At 48.9% G+C, this 18,898-nt stretch carries 24 protein-coding genes; all 24 read right to left on the bottom strand.

Translation table 11 applies throughout. From position 1 onward, the window contains the following. Positions 1-4: 4 nt before the first annotated feature. Complete coding sequence (gene rplR, locus AGRI_RS12265) at positions 5-355, bottom strand: 50S ribosomal protein L18 (protein WP_008609579.1); 351 nt, start codon at positions 353-355, stop codon at positions 5-7. A 9-nt stretch (positions 356-364) separates the two neighbouring features. Beyond that, on the bottom strand, positions 365-898 hold the full coding sequence (gene rplF, locus AGRI_RS12260; protein WP_008985231.1) for a 50S ribosomal protein L6: 534 nt from the start codon (positions 896-898) through the stop codon (positions 365-367). 15 nt (positions 899-913) lie between these two features. Next, a complete protein-coding gene (gene rpsH, locus AGRI_RS12255) occupies positions 914-1,306 on the bottom strand; it encodes a 30S ribosomal protein S8 (RefSeq protein ID WP_008609582.1) in 393 nt (130 codons plus the stop codon). 21 nt (positions 1,307-1,327) lie between these two features. Continuing rightward, positions 1,328-1,633, bottom strand: a complete 306-nt coding sequence (rpsN, locus tag AGRI_RS12250) for a 30S ribosomal protein S14 (protein ID WP_008609583.1) — start codon at positions 1,631-1,633, stop codon at positions 1,328-1,330. A gap of 11 nt (positions 1,634-1,644) precedes the next feature. Beyond that, positions 1,645-2,184 (bottom strand): 50S ribosomal protein L5, encoded by a 540-nt coding sequence (rplE, locus tag AGRI_RS12245; protein WP_008609585.1) that lies wholly within the window; start codon positions 2,182-2,184, stop codon positions 1,645-1,647. Positions 2,185-2,203: 19 nt separating this feature from the next. Beyond that, a complete protein-coding gene (gene rplX / locus AGRI_RS12240; RefSeq protein WP_008609586.1) occupies positions 2,204-2,518 on the bottom strand; it encodes a 50S ribosomal protein L24 in 315 nt (104 codons plus the stop codon). A gap of 9 nt (positions 2,519-2,527) precedes the next feature. After that, positions 2,528-2,896, bottom strand: a complete 369-nt coding sequence (rplN, locus tag AGRI_RS12235; protein WP_008224481.1) for a 50S ribosomal protein L14 — start codon at positions 2,894-2,896, stop codon at positions 2,528-2,530. A 227-nt stretch (positions 2,897-3,123) separates the two neighbouring features. After that, positions 3,124-3,381, bottom strand: coding sequence for a 30S ribosomal protein S17 (gene rpsQ / locus AGRI_RS12230; protein WP_008609587.1), 258 nt, complete (start codon positions 3,379-3,381; stop codon positions 3,124-3,126). Then, entirely contained in the window at positions 3,381-3,572 is a 192-nt protein-coding gene (gene rpmC, locus AGRI_RS12225; protein ID WP_008609588.1) for a 50S ribosomal protein L29, read from the bottom strand. The genes rpsQ and rpmC overlap by 1 nt, the downstream gene beginning before the upstream one ends. After that, positions 3,572-3,985: a 50S ribosomal protein L16 gene (gene rplP, locus AGRI_RS12220; RefSeq protein WP_008609589.1), complete on the bottom strand. Its 414-nt coding sequence runs from the start codon at positions 3,983-3,985 to the stop codon at positions 3,572-3,574. Before rplP ends, rpmC begins: the two co-directional genes overlap by 1 nt. 12 nt (positions 3,986-3,997) lie before the next feature. Continuing rightward, positions 3,998-4,711 carry a 30S ribosomal protein S3 gene (rpsC, locus tag AGRI_RS12215; protein ID WP_008609590.1) on the bottom strand — a complete coding sequence of 238 codons (714 nt, stop codon included), beginning with the start codon at positions 4,709-4,711 and terminating at the stop codon, positions 3,998-4,000. 9 nt (positions 4,712-4,720) lie between these two features. Next, complete coding sequence (rplV, locus tag AGRI_RS12210) at positions 4,721-5,053, bottom strand: 50S ribosomal protein L22 (protein ID WP_008224490.1); 333 nt, start codon at positions 5,051-5,053, stop codon at positions 4,721-4,723. A 10-nt stretch (positions 5,054-5,063) separates the two neighbouring features. Then, on the bottom strand, positions 5,064-5,342 hold the full coding sequence (rpsS, locus tag AGRI_RS12205) for a 30S ribosomal protein S19 (protein ID WP_008950795.1): 279 nt from the start codon (positions 5,340-5,342) through the stop codon (positions 5,064-5,066). 16 nt (positions 5,343-5,358) lie between these two features. After that, entirely contained in the window at positions 5,359-6,183 is an 825-nt protein-coding gene (rplB, locus tag AGRI_RS12200) for a 50S ribosomal protein L2 (RefSeq protein ID WP_008609592.1), read from the bottom strand. Between the two features lie 16 nt (positions 6,184-6,199). Continuing rightward, positions 6,200-6,502 (bottom strand): 50S ribosomal protein L23, encoded by a 303-nt coding sequence (gene rplW / locus AGRI_RS12195; RefSeq protein ID WP_008609593.1) that lies wholly within the window; start codon positions 6,500-6,502, stop codon positions 6,200-6,202. Continuing rightward, complete coding sequence (gene rplD / locus AGRI_RS12190; RefSeq protein WP_008985230.1) at positions 6,499-7,104, bottom strand: 50S ribosomal protein L4; 606 nt, start codon at positions 7,102-7,104, stop codon at positions 6,499-6,501. The genes rplW and rplD overlap by 4 nt, the downstream gene beginning before the upstream one ends. A gap of 18 nt (positions 7,105-7,122) precedes the next feature. Further along, the gene (gene rplC, locus AGRI_RS12185) at positions 7,123-7,761 is read right to left on the bottom strand and encodes a 50S ribosomal protein L3 (RefSeq protein ID WP_008985229.1); all 639 of its coding nucleotides are present in this window, start codon (positions 7,759-7,761) and stop codon (positions 7,123-7,125) included. Between the two features lie 29 nt (positions 7,762-7,790). Beyond that, positions 7,791-8,102: a 30S ribosomal protein S10 gene (gene rpsJ, locus AGRI_RS12180; RefSeq protein WP_008899121.1), complete on the bottom strand. Its 312-nt coding sequence runs from the start codon at positions 8,100-8,102 to the stop codon at positions 7,791-7,793. Between the two features lie 246 nt (positions 8,103-8,348). Further along, positions 8,349-10,088, bottom strand: coding sequence for an acyl-CoA dehydrogenase family protein (locus tag AGRI_RS12175; RefSeq protein WP_008985228.1), 1,740 nt, complete (start codon positions 10,086-10,088; stop codon positions 8,349-8,351). A 128-nt stretch (positions 10,089-10,216) separates the two neighbouring features. Next, entirely contained in the window at positions 10,217-11,401 is a 1,185-nt protein-coding gene (gene tuf / locus AGRI_RS12170; RefSeq protein WP_008985219.1) for an elongation factor Tu, read from the bottom strand. 56 nt (positions 11,402-11,457) lie between these two features. Continuing rightward, a complete protein-coding gene (gene fusA / locus AGRI_RS12165) occupies positions 11,458-13,563 on the bottom strand; it encodes an elongation factor G (RefSeq protein WP_008985227.1) in 2,106 nt (701 codons plus the stop codon). Positions 13,564-13,590: 27 nt separating this feature from the next. Continuing rightward, positions 13,591-14,061, bottom strand: coding sequence for a 30S ribosomal protein S7 (gene rpsG, locus AGRI_RS12160; protein ID WP_008985226.1), 471 nt, complete (start codon positions 14,059-14,061; stop codon positions 13,591-13,593). 90 nt (positions 14,062-14,151) lie between these two features. Then, the gene (gene rpsL, locus AGRI_RS12155) at positions 14,152-14,526 is read right to left on the bottom strand and encodes a 30S ribosomal protein S12 (protein ID WP_008985225.1); all 375 of its coding nucleotides are present in this window, start codon (positions 14,524-14,526) and stop codon (positions 14,152-14,154) included. A 147-nt stretch (positions 14,527-14,673) separates the two neighbouring features. Beyond that, positions 14,674-18,849 carry a DNA-directed RNA polymerase subunit beta' gene (gene rpoC / locus AGRI_RS12150; protein ID WP_008985224.1) on the bottom strand — a complete coding sequence of 1,392 codons (4,176 nt, stop codon included), beginning with the start codon at positions 18,847-18,849 and terminating at the stop codon, positions 14,674-14,676. Between the last annotated feature and the right edge of the window lie 49 nt (positions 18,850-18,898).

Here is an 18,898-nt window from a genome sequence, read left to right as displayed (position 1 = left end):
ACTCCTAGAACTGAAGACCGGCTTCACGCGCTGCGTCTGCTAACGCCTGCACGCGACCATGGTAGCGGAAACCGCTACGGTCAAAAGCACAAGCAGTAACGCCTTTGGCTACTGCACGTTCGGCGATCGCTTTACCTACAGCCTTGGCCGCTTCTACGTTACCAGTGTACTTCAGTGACTCTGCAATAGAGGCTTCTACGGTAGAAGCAGCTGCAATCACTTCAGCATTTGGTGCGATAAGCTGAGCGTAGATGTGACGTGGGGTACGGTGTACCACCAGGCGATTCGCACCTTGTTCGATAATATTTCTGCGGACGCGTTTGGCACGACGCAGACGAGCAAGTTTCTTATCCATCGTCCTACCTTACTTTTTCTTCGCTTCTTTACGACGCACGTTTTCATTCGCATAACGTACACCCTTGCCTTTGTAAGGCTCTGGTTTACGATATGCCCGGATGTTGGCAGATACCTGACCAACTAACTGCTTATCAGCGCCTTTAACCAGGATCTCGGTCTGAGTAGGTGTTTCGATTGTGATACCTGCTGGTACCTCAAACGCTACCGGATGCGAGAAGCCCAGGCTCAGGTTTAATACCTTGCCTTCAGCTTTAGCACGGTAACCTACACCGACTAATTCCAGCTTCTGGGTGAAACCGTCAGTTACACCGATAACCATGCTGTTCAACAGTGCACGGGCAGTACCCGCTTGTGCGTTAGCGTTTTCGAAACCTTCGCGTGGTACAGTACGCAGTACGTTACCATCAACAACGATCTCAACCGCTGGGTTAACATTTAATGTTAACTCGCCGTTTTTACCCTTCAGTGCCACTACCTGACCAGTTTGCGTTACAGAAACGCCTGCTGGCAGAGTGACTGGGGCCTTAGCAACACGAGACATAGATTACTACCTCCGTTACGCTACGTAGCCGATGATTTCGCCACCGATACCAACCTTGCGCGCAGCACGGTCAGTCATTAGTCCTTTAGATGTTGACACGATGGCCACACCTAAACCGCCCATTACTTTTGGTAATTCGCCGCTCTTCTTATAGATTCGCAGGCCTGGACGACTAACACGATCGATAGTTTCAATTACAGATTTGCCCTGGAAGTACTTTAATGTCACTTCCAGCTCTGGCTTAACGTCACCAGATACCGCGAAATCGGCGATGTAACCTTCGTCTTTTAATACTTTCGCAATTGCCGTCTTCAGTTTTGAAGAAGGCATTTTAACCGCAACTTTGTTAGCCGCTTGGCCGTTACGGATGCGAGTAAACATATCCGCTACTGGATCTTGCAAACTCATAGCTCGTTACTCCCGTGATTCTTACCAGCTAGCCTTACGAAGGCCAGGAATTTCACCGCGCATTGCAGCTTCACGAACCTTGATACGGCTCATACCGAACTTGCGCAGATAACCGTGTGGACGACCTGTTACACGGCAACGATTACGTTGACGTGATGGGCTTGAATCACGCGGCAACGTCTGTAACTTAAGAACTGCAGCCCAACGGTCTTCATCAGAAGTGGCCGGATTAGCAATCAGATCTCTCAGTTCATGACGCTTAGCAGCGAACTTGGCTACCAGTTGTGCACGCTTTAATTCACGTGCTTTCATTGATTGTTTTGCCATGACCCTACACCTTATTTCTTGAACGGGAAGTTGAACGCGGCAAGTAATGCACGACCCTCGTCATCGCTACGAGCAGTTGTAGTAATAGTGATATCTAAACCACGTACTGCATCTACTTTATCGTAATCGATTTCAGGGAAAATGATTTGCTCACGTACGCCCATACTGTAGTTACCACGGCCATCGAATGACTTCGAGCTTACGCCACGGAAGTCACGGATACGCGGGATAGCGATAGAGACTAAACGCTCTAAGAAATCCCACATACGCTCGCCGCGCAGGGTCACTTTTGCGCCAATAGGGTAGCCTTGACGGATTTTGAAGCTTGCTACCGACTTACGAGCCTTGGTCACTAATGGCTTTTGGCCAGAGATAGCTGTTAAATCAGCTACCGCGTTCTCAAGGATCTTTTTGTCAGCTACGGCTTCACCCACACCCATGTTGAGTGTGATTTTTTCAATCCGAGGGACTTGCATGACGCTGGTGTAGCCGAACTGTTTCATCAGTTCTGGGACTACGGTGTCTTTGTAAATCTCATGCAGTTTCGCCATCGTATTACTCCAATAGCAATTAAATTACTTCGTTATTCGATTTGAAGAAACGGACTTTTTTGCCATCTTCAAAACGGAAACCTACGCGATCAGCTTTACCCGTTTTAGGGTTAAAAATCGCTACGTTTGAAACATGAATTGAGGCTTCTTTCTCGACGATACCGCCTGGCTGGTTAATAGCCGGAACAGGTTTCTGGTGCTTTTTAACCAGATTCACGCCTGAAACATAAACACGGTTTTCAGAAACTAAAACTTTAGTCACTTTGCCGCGCTTACCTTTGTCCTTACCAGTAAGAACAATTACCTCGTCATCACGACGGATTTTGCTAGCCATGCTGACTCCTTACAGTACTTCTGGTGCCAGAGACACGATCTTCATGAATTTATCACCACGAAGTTCACGTGTAACAGGCCCGAAAATACGGGTGCCGATCGGTTCCAGCTTGTTGTTTAACAACACTGCTGCATTACGATCAAAACGGATTAATGACCCGTCCTGACGACGTACGCCTTTAGCTGTACGCACCACCACTGCATTCAGAACATCACCTTTTTTCACTTTACCGCGAGGAATTGCTTCTTTCACAGTAACTTTGATGACGTCACCAATTGCAGCATAACGGCGATGCGAACCACCTAAGACCTTAATACACATTACGCTGCGCGCGCCGCTGTTGTCTGCGACTTCCAGCATAGATTGCATCTGGATCATCTTAGTGCTCCGCTACTCTACTATGTAACCCTCTCGGATTACGCTGCTTACGATAATAAAAACCCTCCCTAAAGGAAGGGCGCGTGATTATAACAGCAGTTATTGAAAAGTGGTAGTTTAAAATAAAAACAATTCGGCTTGGTCAACACGTTGCGCCACCACAGTAAACTCGCTGTCTGTAAAAACAAAAACGGCTCCCGAGGGAGCCGTTTCCAGTTTACTGAGATTTACTCAGCAGCTGTTTCAACTACAGCAACCAGAGTCCAAGACTTAGTCTTAGAAAGTGGACGGCACTCACGAATAGTGACTACGTCGCCTTCTTTACACTGATTATTTTCGTCATGTACGTGCAGCTTGGTGGTGCGCTTGATGAACTTACCATAAATTGGGTGTTTCACCTGACGCTCGATCGCAACAGTGATAGATTTATCCATCTTGTTGCTGATCACTTTACCTTGCAGTGTACGGATATTAGTTTCGGTCATTACGCACCTGCCTTCTCGGTTAAGATGGTCTTAACGCGCGCGATATCACGACGCACCTGCTTCAATAAGTGAGTCTGAGCTAACTGACCAGTAGCTGCTTGCATGCGCAGGTTGAACTGCTCACGTAACAGACCTAATAATTCAGTGTTTAACTCTTCAACACTTTTGGTTTTCAATTCGCTGGCTTTCATCACATTACCGTCCGCGTTACAAAGGTTGTCTTAAATGGCAGCTTAGCAGCAGCCAGTGAGAACGCGTGGCGCGCTAACTCTTCAGACACACCGTCCATTTCGTACAGTACTTTGCCAGGTTTAATCTGGCATACCCAGTACTCAACAGAACCTTTACCACTACCCATACGTACTTCAAGCGGCTTAGCAGTAATTGGTTTGTCCGGGAACACACGGATCCAGATCTTACCAACACGCTTAACAGCCCGCGTCATAGCACGACGTGCAGATTCAATTTGACGTGAAGTCAGTTGACCACGCTCTACAGATTTCAGTGCGAAAGTACCGAAGCTAACTTTATCACCTACCAGTGATAAACCGCGGTTACGGCCTTTGTGCACTTTCCGGAATTTTGTACGTTTTGGTTGCAACATCGCTCAATACCCCTACTTAGCCTTACGAGCCGGTTTTTTCGGCGCTTTAGGCTGGTTGTTATTGTTGGCGTTGTTGGCGTTATTTTGCAGAGGCAGACCACCTAAGATCTCACCTTTGAAAATCCACACTTTCACACCAATGATACCGTAAGTAGTCAGTGCTTCTGAGGTATTGTAATCGATGTCGGCACGCAGGGTGTGCAGTGGCACACGACCTTCGCGGTACCATTCATCACGGGCAATTTCAGCACCGCCTAAACGGCCGCTTACTTGAACCTTGATACCTTTAGCACCAATCCGCATAGCGTTTTGTACCGCGCGCTTCATCGCACGACGGAACATTACGCGACGCTCTAACTGGCTGCTGATTGAATCAGCAACTAATTTCGCGTCCAGCTCTGGCTTACGGATCTCAGAGATATTGATCTGAGCAGGTACGCCAGCGATAGCGGCTACTTGCTTACGGATCTTCTCAACGTCTTCACCTTTTTTACCGATGATCACGCCTGGACGAGCAGTGTGGATAGTCACACGGATGCTTTTCGCAGGACGTTCAATATCGATCCGGCTTACTGAGGCAGCTTTCAGTTCTTTAGTCAGGTACTGACGAACTTTGTAGTCACCGTTCAGGAAATCCGGGAAGTCTTTTGTATTCGCGAACCAGGTTGAGCTCCATGGCTTAGTGATACCTAGGCGAATACCATTAGGATGTACTTTCTGTCCCATTTCTCACTCCTAGTTATCAGCTACAACCACAGTAATGTGGCTAGTACGCTTGACGATACGATCAGCACGACCTTTAGCACGTGGTTTGATACGCTTCATAGACGGACCTTCATCAACGAAGATGGTCTTAACTTTCAGCGTGTCGATATCCGCGCCTTCATTGTGCTCAGCGTTGGCAATGGCTGATAAAAGAACCTTTTTAACTAACTCAGCAGCTTTTTTCGGGCTGTAAGTCAGTACGTTCAGCGCCTTATCTACTGGCAAACCACGCACCTGGTCAGCAACCAGACGAGTTTTTTGAGCAGAAGAACGGGCAAATTTGTGTTTCGCTAATGCTTGCATTATTTACCCCTTAACGCTTCTTGGCCTTTTTGTCGGCGGCATGACCACGATAGGTACGAGTAGGTGCAAATTCACCTAACTTGTGACCAATCATCTCTTCTGAGACGAACACAGGTACATGTTGACGACCATTATGGACAGCGATGGTCAAACCGATCATATCAGGTATGATCATTGAACGACGGCTCCAAGTCTTAATAGGCTTCTTGTCACCGCTTTCCAACGCTTTCTCTACCTTCTTCAGCAAGTGAAGGTCGATAAATGGACCTTTCTTGAGAGAACGTGGCATGGCAATTCCTCACAAATTATTTATCACGACGACGTACGATCAGTTTATCAGTACGCTTGTTTGAACGAGTCTTGTAACCTTTAGTTGGTACGCCCCAAGGTGTAACTGGGTGACGACCACCTGAAGTTTTACCTTCACCACCACCGTGCGGGTGATCTACCGGGTTCATTACCACACCACGTACGGTAGGACGGATACCGCGCCAGCGCATTGCGCCCGCTTTACCGTACTGACGTAACATGTGTTCGGCATTACCGATTTCACCGATGGTTGCACGGCAGTCAGCTAATACTTTACGTACTTCGCCGCTACGCAGACGCAGAGTTACATACTCACCGTCACGGGCCAGGATCTGAGCGAAAGCGCCTGCTGAACGAGCCAGCTGACCACCTTTACCTGGTTTCATTTCGATGTTATGTACTACCTGGCCCACTGGAATATTCCGCAGTGGTAAGGTGTTGGCTGGTTTGATTGGTGCATCAACACCAGAAACCACCGCATCACCTGCTTTCAGACCTTTCGGTGCCAGGATGTAACGACGTTCACCGTCTGCATACAATACTAATGCAATGTTAGCGGTACGGTTTGGATCGTACTCTAAACGCTCTACTTTAGCCGGAATACCGTCTTTAGTGCGTTTGAAGTCAACAACGCGGTAATGCTGTTTATGACCACCACCGATATGACGAGTAGTGATACGACCGTTGTTGTTACGACCACCAGTCTTAACGTTCTTCTCTAACAAAGGTGCATAAGGCTTGCCTTTGTACAGGTCAGGGTTAACCACTTTTAATACGTGGCGACGACCTGGTGACGTAGGTTTACACTTAACAAGTGCCATTTCCTAACTCCTCTTCTTACTCAGCGCCGCCAACAAAATCGATTTCGCTGCCTTCTTTAAGAGTGACGTAGGCCTTTTTCCAGTCGCTACGCTTGCCCATGCGCATACCAGTGCGCTTGGTCTTACCCTTAACGTTAACAGTACGAACACCTACTACTTCTGTTTCAAACAGTTTTTCTACGGCAGCTTTAATATCAGCTTTAGTAGAAGTAGTGGCCACTTTGAAAACGATAGTGTTGTGTTTTTCTGCCGCGTTAGTGCTCTTTTCAGAAACGTGCGGAGCCAGAATCACTTTCAGTAAACGTTCTTCACGGATCATGCTAACAGCTCCTCAAGTTGTTTAACTGCAGCAGCAGTCATTAACACTTTGTCGAATGCGATTAAGCTGACCGGATCGATACCGTGTACGTCACGTACGTCAACCTTGTACAGGTTACGGGCAGACAGGAACAGGTTCTCGTCTACTTCGTTAGTTACGATCAGAACGTCTTTTAAATCCATCGCTTTCAGTTTTGCTGTTAAGTCTTTAGTCTTTGGTGATTCAACGCCAAAGTTCTCAACAACAATTAAGCGCTCCTGACGAACTAATTCAGACAGGATGCTTTGAATCGCACCGCGATACATTTTACGGTTAACTTTTTGGCTGTGATCCTGCGGCTTAGCAGCAAAAGTCACACCACCGCTGCGCCAAATTGGGCTGCGGATTGTACCAGCACGAGCACGGCCAGTACCTTTTTGACGCCATGGCTTCTTGCCGCCACCACGTACTTCTGAACGGGTCAGTTGCGCACGGGTACCCTGACGGGCGCCAGCTGCATAAGCAACGACTACCTGATGTACCAGAGCTTCGTTAAACTCACGTCCAAAGGTAGCTTCGGAAACTTCAAGAACGCCTTGAGCGTCTCGTAATGCTAATTCCATCACTTCTCTCCTCAGACGTTAGCTTTTAACAGCTGGTTTAACGATCACGTCACCACCGATAGCACCAGGCACTGCGCCTTTTACTAACAGCAGGTTACGCTCTGCATCAACACGAACCACTTCTAACGATTGCACGGTGACGCGCTCGTTACCTAAGTGACCAGCCATTTTCTTACCTTTGAATACTTTACCTGGTGATTGGTTTTGACCAATTGAACCAGGGGCACGGTGTGATAAAGAGTTACCGTGCGTAGCATCCTGGGCACGGAAGTTCCAGCGCTTGATCGCGCCAGCAAAACCTTTACCCTTAGATGTACCTACTACATCTACTTTCTTTGTTTCTGCGAAAATTTCGACAGTAATCTCGCTACCAACAGTGATGTCAGCGCCTTCGTCATTCTGCAGGCGGAATTCCCACAGACCACGACCCGCCTCTACACCGACTTTTGCAAAGAAACCTGCGTCTGGTTTGTTCAGGCGGCTTGCCTTAACTGCACCAGTAGTTACTTGCAGCGCGTTATAACCGTTAACTTCTTCAGTTTTAACAGCAGTAACGCGGTTTGGTGTTGCTTCGATTACGGTTACTGGGATAGAAACGCCATCTTCTGTGAAGACGCGAGTCATACCCACTTTACGACCGATAAGACCGATAGCCATTTCCTAAACCTCTCTAAAAACCTGTCTGATTAGCCCAGGCTGATTTGAACGTCAACGCCAGCTGGCAGATCTAAACGCATCAGCGCATCAACTGTTTTTTCAGTTGGTTCCACGATGTCGATTAAACGCTTGTGAGTACGGATTTCGTACTGGTCACGCGCATCTTTATTGACGTGAGGAGAAATCAGAACAGTAAAACGTTCCTGACGGGTTGGCAGTGGAATTGGACCACGAACCTGGGCGCCAGTACGCTTAGCTGTGTCAACGATTTCCATAGTTGACTGATCGATCAAGCGGTGATCGAACGCTTTCAGACGGATGCGTATCCTTTGATTACTCATTGTATCAAAGCCTCAAAGAGCAAAAAGAGCAAAAATAAACATAAGCAAGCAGCCATTTTGGCTTTGCCTATGCACCTAGTTTCAAGTGCTCCCCAATCGGGAGCTTATAAACAAACACGCTGCCTAGCAGGACTTAGCGGTGTTCGTACCAGCCAGAATCATATCGACTGGCGGCGTATTATATACACCCCAGCCGATATTGCAAGCATTGATTATAAAACGATCAATAGTATGACCAATCACATCTTAGAACTGATCGTCTGTCAGTTGCAGCGCGGCGCTGCCATCGGCGCTCAGCTGGGAAAACAATGCCTGCACTTTTGGCATTACCCGACGCAGATACCAGTGTGCCGCACCTTGTTTAGCGGCAATAAAATCGGCGCTATGTTTTTCGTTATCCAACGCTACTAGATTCTTGTACCACATATAACCATAGAGTACATAGCCTACCGCATCTAGCAGATCACAGGCATCCAGCGCCTGTTGCGTCGTATCCTTTGCCAGCTGAGCTGCAACACAACCCTGTAACTGAGCCACGACAGTTAACAGTAGTTCAGAAGCGGCATTGGGCTGCGTACTGACCTCGGTATGGATCTCTGTCAACAGCTGCTGCAGCACGCCGCCCTGATCGGCCGCTACTTTGCGCAGGGCAAAGTCCAGCGCCTGTATACCATTTGTCCCCTCATAAATCTGGGCAATCCGTACATCCCGCACCAGTTGCTCCATACCCCACTCTTTAACGTAGCCGTGGCCGCCGAATACTTGCTGTGCGGTGACGCAGGCCTCTAAACCACGGTCGGTCATAAAGGCCTTAGTAATAGGCGTTAACAGGTTGGCACGATCGGCCGATACTTTACAGTTGTCGTATTTGGCTTTGTCGAGCAAACTGGCTACCCAGGTTGCAAAGGTACGGCCAGCTTCATTAATGGCTTTAATATTCAGTAACATCCTTCTGACATCCGGATGTCCAAGGATAGGATCCGCTTTATTGGGGTCGCGCCCAACGGTTCGCCCCTGCAAACGGTCTTTAGCGTAGGCCAAGGCATTTTGGTAAGCGCGTTCTGCCGCTCCCAATCCCTGGCTACCCATCGACAACCGCTCGTAATTCATCATGGTAAACATACAGGCCAAACCGCGGTGGGGTTCACCAATCAGATAACCGGTAGCGCCATCAAAATTCAGCACACAGGTTGCCGAGCCATTAATACCCATTTTGTGTTCGATAGAGCCGACACTGACGTTATTGCGATCGGCCGGATCTCCGTTTACGTTGAGTAAAAACTTCGGCACCAGAAATAGGGAGATACCCTTACTGCCTGCTGGAGCGTCCGGTAATTTGGCCAGCACCAGGTGGATAATGTTGCGGGTAAGATCATGCTCACCGGCGGTGATAAAGATTTTGCTACCGCTGATTCGATAGCTGCCATCCGCTGCCGGCTTAGCCGTAGTACGCATAATGCCCAGATCTGAGCCGGCATGGGCTTCGGTCAGACACATAGTACCCGACCATTCACCGCTATAGAGTTTTGGCAGGTATAGTGCTTTGGTCGCATCATCTGCATGTTGCAGTAACGCAACACAAGCGCCGGCAGTCAGTCCAGGGTAAAGTGAAAACGCGATATCTGCACTACAGAGCATTTCATCGACCATCATCGACAAGGCCTTGGGCATCCCCATGCCACCGTACTCAGGATCGCCGCTTAAACCGGTCCAGCCGCCTTCGCTAAGGCTCTGGTAAGCATTATGGTAATGCTCTGGTACAGTAACTTTACCCTCGCTAAGTTTGGCTCCCTGCTGATCAGCGAGCTTACTAAAGGGTGCCAGCTGTTGCTCACAAATTTTTGCCGCTTCTTCAAGGATAGCTTTCGCTGTATCAACCTCGATTAACTCCTGTAACTGTGGCTGCTGTTGCCAGTACTGATCCAATTGCCAAACATCAAACAGGTTAAAGTTAATATCATTGAGGGGGGCCTGATACAGACTCATGCTAGTCTCCTAAACTGGACGGATGAGTGAGAACTATGGCATAGGGTGACAATTCAAACAAGTGTTTGAATAAAGTTTCAGAAACAAAAAAGGCCCCTTGCGGAGCCTTCTTTGTACAACAGTATGACTTAAGCGATGATCTTAGATACTACGCCAGCGCCTACTGTACGACCACCTTCACGGATAGCGAAGCGTAAACCTTCGTCCATCGCGATTGGGCAAATCAGTTCTACAACAAACTTCAGGTTGTCGCCTGGCATTACCATCTCTACGCCTTCTGGCAGCTCTACTGCACCAGTTACGTCAGTGGTACGGAAGTAGAACTGTGGACGGTAGCCTTTGAAGAATGGCGTGTGACGACCACCTTCTTCTTTTGACAACACGTATACTTCGCCTTCGAACTTAGTGTGTGGCTTGATTGAACCTGGCTTCGCCAGTACCTGACCACGTTCTACGTCTTCACGCTTGGTACCACGTAACAGGGCACCAATGTTCTCACCTGCACGACCTTCGTCTAACAGCTTACGGAACATCTCTACACCAGTACAGGTTGTCTTCGTAGTATCTTTGATACCAACGATTTCAACTTCTTCACCAACTTTGATGATACCTTGCTCAACACGGCCTGTTACTACTGTACCACGACCCGCGATTGAGAATACGTCTTCGATTGGCATGATGAATGGCTTATCAATCGCACGTACCGGCTCAGGGATGTAAGTATCCAGTGCTTCACCCAGCTCCAGGATTTTCTTTTCCCACTCAGCGTCGCCTTCCAGGCCTTTCAGCGCTGAACCACGGATTACTGGCAGGTCATCACCTGGGAAGTCGTAGTCTGACAGCAGCTCACGCACTTCCATCTCTACCAGCTCTAACAGCTCTTCGTCATCTACCATGTCACACTTGTTCATGAACACGATGATGTACGGTACGCCTACCTGACGTGATAACAGGATGTGCTCACGTGTCTGTGGCATTGGGCCGTCTGTTGCCGCTACTACCAGAATAGCGCCGTCCATCTGCGCAGCACCAGTGATCATGTTCTTAACATAGTCAGCGTGGCCTGGGCAGTCTACGTGGGCGTAGTGACGAGTTGGAGTGTCATATTCTACGTGTGAAGTATTGATCGTGATACCACGAGCTTTTTCTTCCGGTGCTTTGTCGATTTGATCGAAAGCAAATGCCTGACCGCCGTAGTGCTTAGCTAATACGTTAGTGATAGCAGCTGTCAGTGTAGTTTTACCGTGGTCAACGTGGCCGATTGTACCTACGTTTACGTGCGGTTTTACGCGTTCAAATTTAGCCTTAGCCATTTGTAGACCCTTCTTAGTCAGAATTTAGGCCCTGCCGAAACCGGGCCTGTTAATCATTAATCGTATGCTTTACGTGAAGCGATAATCGCTTCCGTGACATTGCTCGGTGCTTCCTGGTAGTTCAGTGGCTCCATCGAATAGGAGGCACGGCCCTGACTCAGTGAGCGCATATTAGTGGCATAACCAAACATTTCGGACAGCGGCACATTGGCAGCGATAATTTTAATACCGCCCGGTGCATCTTCCATACCGTTGATAATACCGCGCCGACGGTTTAAATCACCAACGATGTCGCCCATAAAGTCTTCTGGCGTCACTACTTCAACCTTCATAATAGGTTCCAGCAGTACAGGCTTGGCCTGCAGTGCGCCTTTTTTGAAGCCCATTGAAGCGGCAATTTTAAATGCCATTTCACTCGAGTCAACATCGTGGTAAGAGCCGTCAAACACCGTGACTTTAACGTCGATTACCGGATAGCCCGCTAATACGCCGTTTTTCATCTGCTCTTGAATGCCCTTGTCGATTGCCGGAATAAATTCTTTTGGAATTACCCCACCGACCACAGCATTTTCAAACTTATAACCTTCGCCTTCCGGTAACGGCTCCAGCCGTAACCAACAGTGACCAAACTGACCACGACCACCAGATTGACGAACAAACTTACCCTCAACTTCCGTTTTGCCGCGCAGCGTTTCGCGATATGAAACTTGTGGTTTACCCACGTTAGCTTCAACCTTGAACTCACGCTTCATGCGGTCAACGATGATATCGAGGTGTAACTCGCCCATACCTGAGATAATGGTTTGTCCGGTTTCTTCGTCGGTATGTACCCGGAAAGACGGATCTTCCGCTGCCAGTTTACTTAGGGCAACGCCCATTTTCTCCTGGTCGGCTTTGGTTTTCGGTTCAACTGCGACAGAAATTACCGGCTCAGGAAACTCCATCCGCTCAAGAATAATCGGATTATCCTGATCACAGAGAGTGTCACCTGTTGTTGTGTCTTTCAAACCAATTGCTGCCGCAATGTCGCCGGCCCGAACTTCTTTGATTTCTTCACGCGCATTGGCATGCATTTGTACAATGCGGCCAATCCGCTCTTTCTTGTCTTTTACTGAGTTGTATACCGCTGAGCCTGACTCAACAACACCTGAGTAAACACGGAAGAAAGTTAAAGTACCAACAAAGGGGTCGGTAGCAATTTTAAATGCTAATGCAGCAAATGGCTGATCATCACCGGAAACCCGAATACCTTCAGACTCGTCCGGTAAAATACCGCGAATGTCTTTAACTTCGGTTGGTGATGGCAGGAAATACACCACATTATCCAGCATGGCCTGTACGCCCTTATTTTTAAAGGACGAACCGCACATCACTAATACGACTTCGTTGCTAAGCGTTAGCTTGCGCAGCGCCTGACGGATCTCTTCTTCAGTGAATTCTTCACCTTCCAGATAACGATCCATCAGCTCTTCGCTGGCATCGGCTGCCGCCTCGATCATGTTCTGCCGCCACTCATTACATTCATCCAGCATCGCTGCCGGGATGTCTTCATAAGTAAAAGTCATACCCTGATCGTCTTCGTTCCAGTTGATTGCCTTCATTTTGATCAGGTCAACCACGCCTTTGAACTGGTCTTCGGCGCCAATAGGTAACTGGATCGGTACGCAGCGGGAATTCAAACGATCATTCGCCTGTTTTACCACGCGCAAGAAGTTAGCACCGGTGCGATCCATCTTGTTGACGTAGATCATCCGCGGCACTTCGTATTTGTTAGCTTGTCGCCATACAGTTTCTGTTTGTGGCTGTACACCTGACGAGCCACACAGCACCACTACCGCACCGTCAAGCACCCGCAACGACCGTTCGACTTCAATAGTGAAGTCTACGTGGCCGGGGGTATCAATCAGGTTAATTCGATGCTGCTCGAACTGCTGCGACATACCAGACCAGAATGCAGTCGTTGCCGCTGAGGTAATAGTAATACCCCGCTCTTGCTCCTGCTCCATCCAGTCCATTGTTGCCGCACCATCGTGCACTTCACCAATCTTATGCGAGCGGCCTGTATAAAACAGGACGCGCTCGGAAGTAGTGGTTTTGCCGGCATCAACGTGAGCACAGATACCAATGTTACGGTAACGTTCGATTGGAGTTGTACGTGCCACAATAATTTCCTCTCAGTTAAGAAATTCTTACCAGCGGAAGTGTGCGAACGCTTTGTTCGCTTCGGCCATACGGTGCACGTCTTCACGTTTCTTAACCGCTGAACCTTTATTCTCGATTGCGTCCAGCATCTCGCCTGCGAGACGCTGAGCCATAGATTTTTCACCACGTTTACGGGCAGCTTCTACTAACCAGCGCATGGCTAAAGCATTACGACGCACCTGACGAACTTCACACGGCACCTGGTAGGTAGAACCACCCACGCGACGTGATTTAACTTCAACAGATGGACGAATGTTATCCAGAGCAACTTCGAACAGGTCGATATGCTCTTTCTTAGATTTCGTTGCTGCAATATCTAATGCGCCGTATACAATTGATTCGGCGATTGATTTTTTACCGTCGACCATTACGACGTTTACAAATTTGGCCAGTAATTCACTTCCGAACTTAGGATCTGGAAGGATTTTACGTTGACCGATGACGCGTCTTCTAGGCATTCGAAACTCCGATTGCTTCAGGTGATTCCAAAACTTTTAATACAATAAATAAAAAAAGTTGTTTAGTTTGGCCTTACTAACGGAGTACCGTTATTTCTTAGGCCGCTTGGCGCCGTACTTAGAACGGCCTTGTTTACGGTCTTTTACGCCTGCACAGTCTAATGTGCCACGTACGGTGTGGTAACGCACACCTGGAAGGTCTTTTACCCGGCCACCGCGGATCAGCACTACGCTGTGTTCCTGCAGGTTGTGGCCTTCACCACCGATGTAAGAAGTTACTTCGAATCCGTTGGTTAAACGAACACGGCATACTTTACGTAATGCAGAGTTTGGCTTCTTAGGTGTAGTGGTGTATACACGGGTACAAACACCACGCTTTTGCGGGCAAGCTTCAAGCGCCGGTACGGTGCTCTTGGCTACTACCTGGCTGCGCGGCTTACGCACTAGCTGGTTGATTGTTGCCATTAAATACTCCTGGTTAATAAAACCCAATAAACGTGAAAAATTCCGCCCCCGAGAATGAGGCCGCGGAATTCTAATGGTCAAGCTTTGACCTGTCAAGTTACAAAGCACACTGCCGGCGTTTTAATGCCGGCAGGTGTTGTATCTTGCTTACTCGTCGTTGCCCGATAAATCCATATTCAGTGCATCAGTCAGAGCCTGTTCGGCCGACTCCGCACTCATTACCGGTTCAACAACGTCATTATTGCCGCCACGCAGGCGAGCGCGGTTCTGGTGATAGGCAAAGCCTGTACCAGCCGGGATCAAACGACCCACAATAACGTTTTCTTTCAGACCACGCAGTTCGTCAACTTTACCGCCTACGGCAGCTTCAGTCAGAACGCGGGTGGTCTCCTGGAACGAGGCCGCAGAAATAAAGGAATCGGTAGACAGGGACGCCTTAGTGATACCTAACAATACGCGCTCGTATTGTGCAGGCATCTTATTGGCATTTTCCAGTTCACGATTCGCGATATTGACGCGCGCGACTTCCGCTTGTTCGCCTTCCAGGAACTCACTATCGCCAGGATGCGTGATTACGCACTTACGCAGCATTTGACGAATAATGGTCTCAATGTGCTTGTCGTTGATCTTTACACCTTGCAGACGGTAAACGTCCTGTACTTCGTTCACAATATAGCTGGCAACATGGTGAATACCACGCAGACGCAGGATGTCATGTGCTGACTCCGGACCTTCTGACAGCACTTCACCTTTCTCAATGCGTTCACCTTCAAACACGTTGACCTGACGCCATTTCGGGATCATCTCTTCATGAGCTTCACCCTGATCCGGTGTAATCACCAGACGGCGTTTGCCTTTGGTTTCTTTACCAAAGCCAATGACACCTGAGATCTCAGCCAGAATGGCCGGGTCTTTCGGTTTACGCGCTTCGAACAAGTCAGCAACGCGTGGCAGACCACCGGTGATGTCGCGAGTTTTTGAGCTTTCCTGAGGAATACGTGCCAGTACAGTACCGGTAACCACGTTATCACCATCGGCCACTTCAATAGTGGTGAAACTTGGCAGACGAATTTCCTGCAGACCGCCATCGTCCGTCGCCAGAATCAGCTTCGGCTCTTTGGCGTTCGCTTTAGCCAGGTCTTTCACTACAGTACGGGTTAAGCCGGTCAGCTCATCCATTTGTACTTCAGTGTTGGTATCGTCAACATCACTGAACGACACTTTAGCGCCACGCTCAACGATAATTGGGTGTGAGTGCGGATCCCAGTTAGCGACGATCTGGCCGGCAGTAACTTTTGCATTGTCATCTGTGGTCAGGATCGAACCGTATGGCAGTTTATAACGCTCTTTCTCACGGCCTAACTCGTCAAATACCGTCACCTCAGCTGAACGTGACGTGATAACAATCTTGTTATCAGCATTACGAACAAACTTGGCGTTGTGCAGTTTTAACGTACCGGCATTCTTAACCTGGACACTGTTCTCTGCGGAGGCCCGTGACGCCGCACCACCGATGTGGAAGGTACGCATTGTTAACTGAGTACCTGGTTCACCGATTGACTGCGCAGCGATAACACCGACTGCCTCACCTGGGTTAATCAGGTGACCGCGCGCCAGATCCCGGCCGTAACACTTGGCACAAACACCAAAATCGGTTTGACAGGTAATAACTGACCGTACGTGCACTTCGTCAATTGAGTTTTTCTCAATCAGGTCACAAAGTTGCTCGTCCAGCATGGTGCCGTCAGCGACCAGTACTTCACCTGTAGTTGGTGAAACGATATCACCAATCACTACCCGGCCCAGCACCCGCTCACGCAGACCTTCTACCACGTCACCACCTTCAATCAGTGGTTTCATGATAATGCCTTGCTCTGAACCACAGTCATGCTCAGTAACAACTAAGTCTTGCGCCACGTCAACCAGACGACGGGTCAGATAACCCGAGTTTGCTGTTTTCAGTGCGGTATCCGCCAGACCCTTACGGGCACCGTGGGTTGAAATAAAGTACTGTAATACGTTCAGACCTTCACGGAAGTTCGCAGTAATTGGTGTCTCAATGATTGAGCCATCTGGCTTCGCCATCAGACCCCGCATTGCTGCCAGCTGACGGATCTGCGCCGGTGAACCCCGGGCGCCAGAGTCAGCCATCATATACACCGAGTTGAACGACTGCTGCTGTACAGTATTGCCGTCGCGATCAACCACGTTTTCTTTCGACAGGTTATCCATCATCGCCTTGGATAAGGCTTCGTTAGCGGTTGACCAAATGTCGATAACTTTGTTGTACTTTTCACCGGCGGTAACCAGACCTTGTTGGAACTGGTCCTGGATCTCTTCTACTTCTTTCTCAGCTGCGTCGATGATCTCGGTTTTCGCCGCTGGAATCACCATATCGTCAATACCAACCGACACACCTGATAACATTGCGTAATGGAAACCGGTGTACATGATCTGATCCGCTAAAATAACGGTTTGCTTCAGACCGATGCGGCGGTAAGCACCATTCAACAGGCGAGAAATCTGCTTCTTACCCATTGCCTGGTTAACGGAGTCGAAACTCAGACCTTCCGGCAGAATGGAGTACAGGATAGCCCGACCAACAGTGGTATCTTTTACTGCGGTGCTACTGGTTTTGCTGCCGTCTTCCTGAATCGTGATTTCAGTCATTCGCACTTTAACTTTGGCATGCAGGCTGGCAACACCGGCGCGGAACGCTTTTTCGGCTTCTTTCGGGCTCTTGAACATCATGCCCTCACCTTTCGCGTTTACCGCTTCGCGCGTCATGTAGTACAGACCCAATACAACGTCTTGTGACGGAACAATGATCGGCTCACCGTTCGCTGGCGACAGGACGTTATTGGTCGACATCATCAGAGCACGAGCTTCTAACTGCGCTTCCAGCGTTAACGGTACGTGTACCGCCATCTGGTCACCGTCGAAGTCAGCGTTATAGGCCGCACACACTAATGGGTGCAGTTGGATCGCTTTACCTTCAATCAGTACCGGCTCAAATGCCTGGATACCCAGACGGTGCAGTGTTGGTGCCCGGTTTAACAGTACCGGATGTTCACGGATGACTTCGTCCAGTACGTCCCATACTGCACCTTCTTCGCGCTCAACCATTTTCTTGGCAGCTTTGATAGTGGTGGCTAAACCACGGGCTTCCAGCTTGCCATAGATAAACGGCTTGAACAGTTCCAGTGCCATTTTCTTCGGCAGACCACACTGGTGTAAACGCAGCGTAGGACCTACGGTAATTACCGAACGACCTGAGTAATCTACGCGCTTACCTAACAGGTTCTGACGGAAACGACCCTGTTTACCTTTAATCATATCAGCCAGAGACTTCAGCGGACGCTTGTTGCTACCGGTGATAGCCCGGCCGCGACGACCGTTGTCTAACAGCGCGTCCACCGCTTCCTGCAACATCCGCTTTTCGTTGCGTACAATGATATCCGGTGCTGACAGGTCTAACAGACGCTTCAGACGGTTGTTCCGGTTAATGACGCGGCGGTATAAATCGTTCAGATCTGAAGTCGCGAAACGACCACCATCCAATGGTACTAACGGACGTAAATCCGGCGGTAACACTGGCAGCACCGTCATAATCATCCACTCGGGCTTGTTACCAGAGGTGTGGAATGATTCCATTAACTTCAAACGCTTGCTGATTTTCTTACGCTTGGTTTCTGAGTTGATGGTTGGCAACTCTTCACGCATTTGCTTGATTTCAGTGGCTAAATCGATGCCTTTCAAAATGTCCAGAATCGCTTCCGCACCCATCTTGGCTTCAAACTCGTCACCATGCTCTTCCAGCACGTCCAGGTATTCTTCTTCGGTCAGCATCTGGCGACGCTCCAAAGATGTCATACCTGGCTCGGTTACCACATAGCTTTCGAAGTACAGCACACGCTCGATATCACGCAGTGTCATATCCAGTAATAAACCGATACGGCTAGGCAGTGATTTCAGGAACCAAATATGTGCAGTTGGGCTGGCCAACTCAATATGGCCCATCCGCTCGCGACGTACTTTGGTCAAGGTAACTTCTACGCCACACTTTTCACAGATCACACCACGGTGCTTTAAGCGCTTGTACTTACCACACAGACACTCATAGTCTTTTACCGGCCCGAAGATCCGGGCACAGAATAAACCGTCACGCTCGGGTTTAAAGGTACGGTAGTTGATCGTTTCAGGTTTTTTCACTTCACCAAATGACCATGAACGGATCATGTCCGGCGAGGATAAACCGATACGGATAACATCAAACTCTTCAGTTTTAGTTTGCTGTTTCAGAAACTTTAATAAGTCTTTCACCTTTGCTCTCCTGTAAGAGGTAAACCGGAATGGGGCAGTTCACTGCCCC

This window comes from Alishewanella agri BL06 (assembly GCF_000272005.1).
Taxonomy (GTDB): domain Bacteria; phylum Pseudomonadota; class Gammaproteobacteria; order Enterobacterales; family Alteromonadaceae; genus Alishewanella; species Alishewanella agri.
Note: the sequence above shows the minus strand (reverse complement) of the source record. Positions and strands in the feature narration are given on the sequence as shown.

What these genes read in the sequence shown, in the direction of transcription:
- rplD (WP_008985230.1), bottom strand. Translation starts at nt 7,104, where the DNA reads ATGGAATTAGCATTACGAGACGCTCAAGGCGTTCTTGAAGTTTCCGAA.
- rpsL (WP_008985225.1), bottom strand. Translation starts at nt 14,526, where the DNA reads ATGGCAACAATCAACCAGCTAGTGCGTAAGCCGCGCAGCCAGGTAGTA.
- rpsG (WP_008985226.1), bottom strand. Translation starts at nt 14,061, where the DNA reads ATGCCTAGAAGACGCGTCATCGGTCAACGTAAAATCCTTCCAGATCCT.
- rplR (WP_008609579.1), bottom strand. Translation starts at nt 355, where the DNA reads ATGGATAAGAAACTTGCTCGTCTGCGTCGTGCCAAACGCGTCCGCAGA.
- rplB (WP_008609592.1), bottom strand. Translation starts at nt 6,183, where the DNA reads ATGGCACTTGTTAAGTGTAAACCTACGTCACCAGGTCGTCGCCACGTA.
- rplP (WP_008609589.1), bottom strand. Translation starts at nt 3,985, where the DNA reads ATGTTGCAACCAAAACGTACAAAATTCCGGAAAGTGCACAAAGGCCGT.
- rplE (WP_008609585.1), bottom strand. Translation starts at nt 2,184, where the DNA reads ATGGCGAAACTGCATGAGATTTACAAAGACACCGTAGTCCCAGAACTG.
- rpsH (WP_008609582.1), bottom strand. Translation starts at nt 1,306, where the DNA reads ATGAGTTTGCAAGATCCAGTAGCGGATATGTTTACTCGCATCCGTAAC.
- rplX (WP_008609586.1), bottom strand. Translation starts at nt 2,518, where the DNA reads ATGGCTAGCAAAATCCGTCGTGATGACGAGGTAATTGTTCTTACTGGT.
- rplF (WP_008985231.1), bottom strand. Translation starts at nt 898, where the DNA reads ATGTCTCGTGTTGCTAAGGCCCCAGTCACTCTGCCAGCAGGCGTTTCT.
- tuf (WP_008985219.1), bottom strand. Translation starts at nt 11,401, where the DNA reads ATGGCTAAGGCTAAATTTGAACGCGTAAAACCGCACGTAAACGTAGGT.
- rplN (WP_008224481.1), bottom strand. Translation starts at nt 2,896, where the DNA reads ATGATCCAGATGCAATCTATGCTGGAAGTCGCAGACAACAGCGGCGCG.
- rplV (WP_008224490.1), bottom strand. Translation starts at nt 5,053, where the DNA reads ATGCAAGCATTAGCGAAACACAAATTTGCCCGTTCTTCTGCTCAAAAA.
- rpsS (WP_008950795.1), bottom strand. Translation starts at nt 5,342, where the DNA reads ATGCCACGTTCTCTCAAGAAAGGTCCATTTATCGACCTTCACTTGCTG.
- rpmC (WP_008609588.1), bottom strand. Translation starts at nt 3,572, where the DNA reads ATGAAAGCCAGCGAATTGAAAACCAAAAGTGTTGAAGAGTTAAACACT.
- rplW (WP_008609593.1), bottom strand. Translation starts at nt 6,502, where the DNA reads ATGATCCGTGAAGAACGTTTACTGAAAGTGATTCTGGCTCCGCACGTT.
- rpsQ (WP_008609587.1), bottom strand. Translation starts at nt 3,381, where the DNA reads ATGACCGAAACTAATATCCGTACACTGCAAGGTAAAGTGATCAGCAAC.
- AGRI_RS12175 (WP_008985228.1), bottom strand. Translation starts at nt 10,088, where the DNA reads ATGAGTCTGTATCAGGCCCCCCTCAATGATATTAACTTTAACCTGTTT.
- rpsJ (WP_008899121.1), bottom strand. Translation starts at nt 8,102, where the DNA reads ATGAGTAATCAAAGGATACGCATCCGTCTGAAAGCGTTCGATCACCGC.
- rplC (WP_008985229.1), bottom strand. Translation starts at nt 7,761, where the DNA reads ATGGCTATCGGTCTTATCGGTCGTAAAGTGGGTATGACTCGCGTCTTC.
- rpsC (WP_008609590.1), bottom strand. Translation starts at nt 4,711, where the DNA reads ATGGGACAGAAAGTACATCCTAATGGTATTCGCCTAGGTATCACTAAG.
- rpsN (WP_008609583.1), bottom strand. Translation starts at nt 1,633, where the DNA reads ATGGCAAAACAATCAATGAAAGCACGTGAATTAAAGCGTGCACAACTG.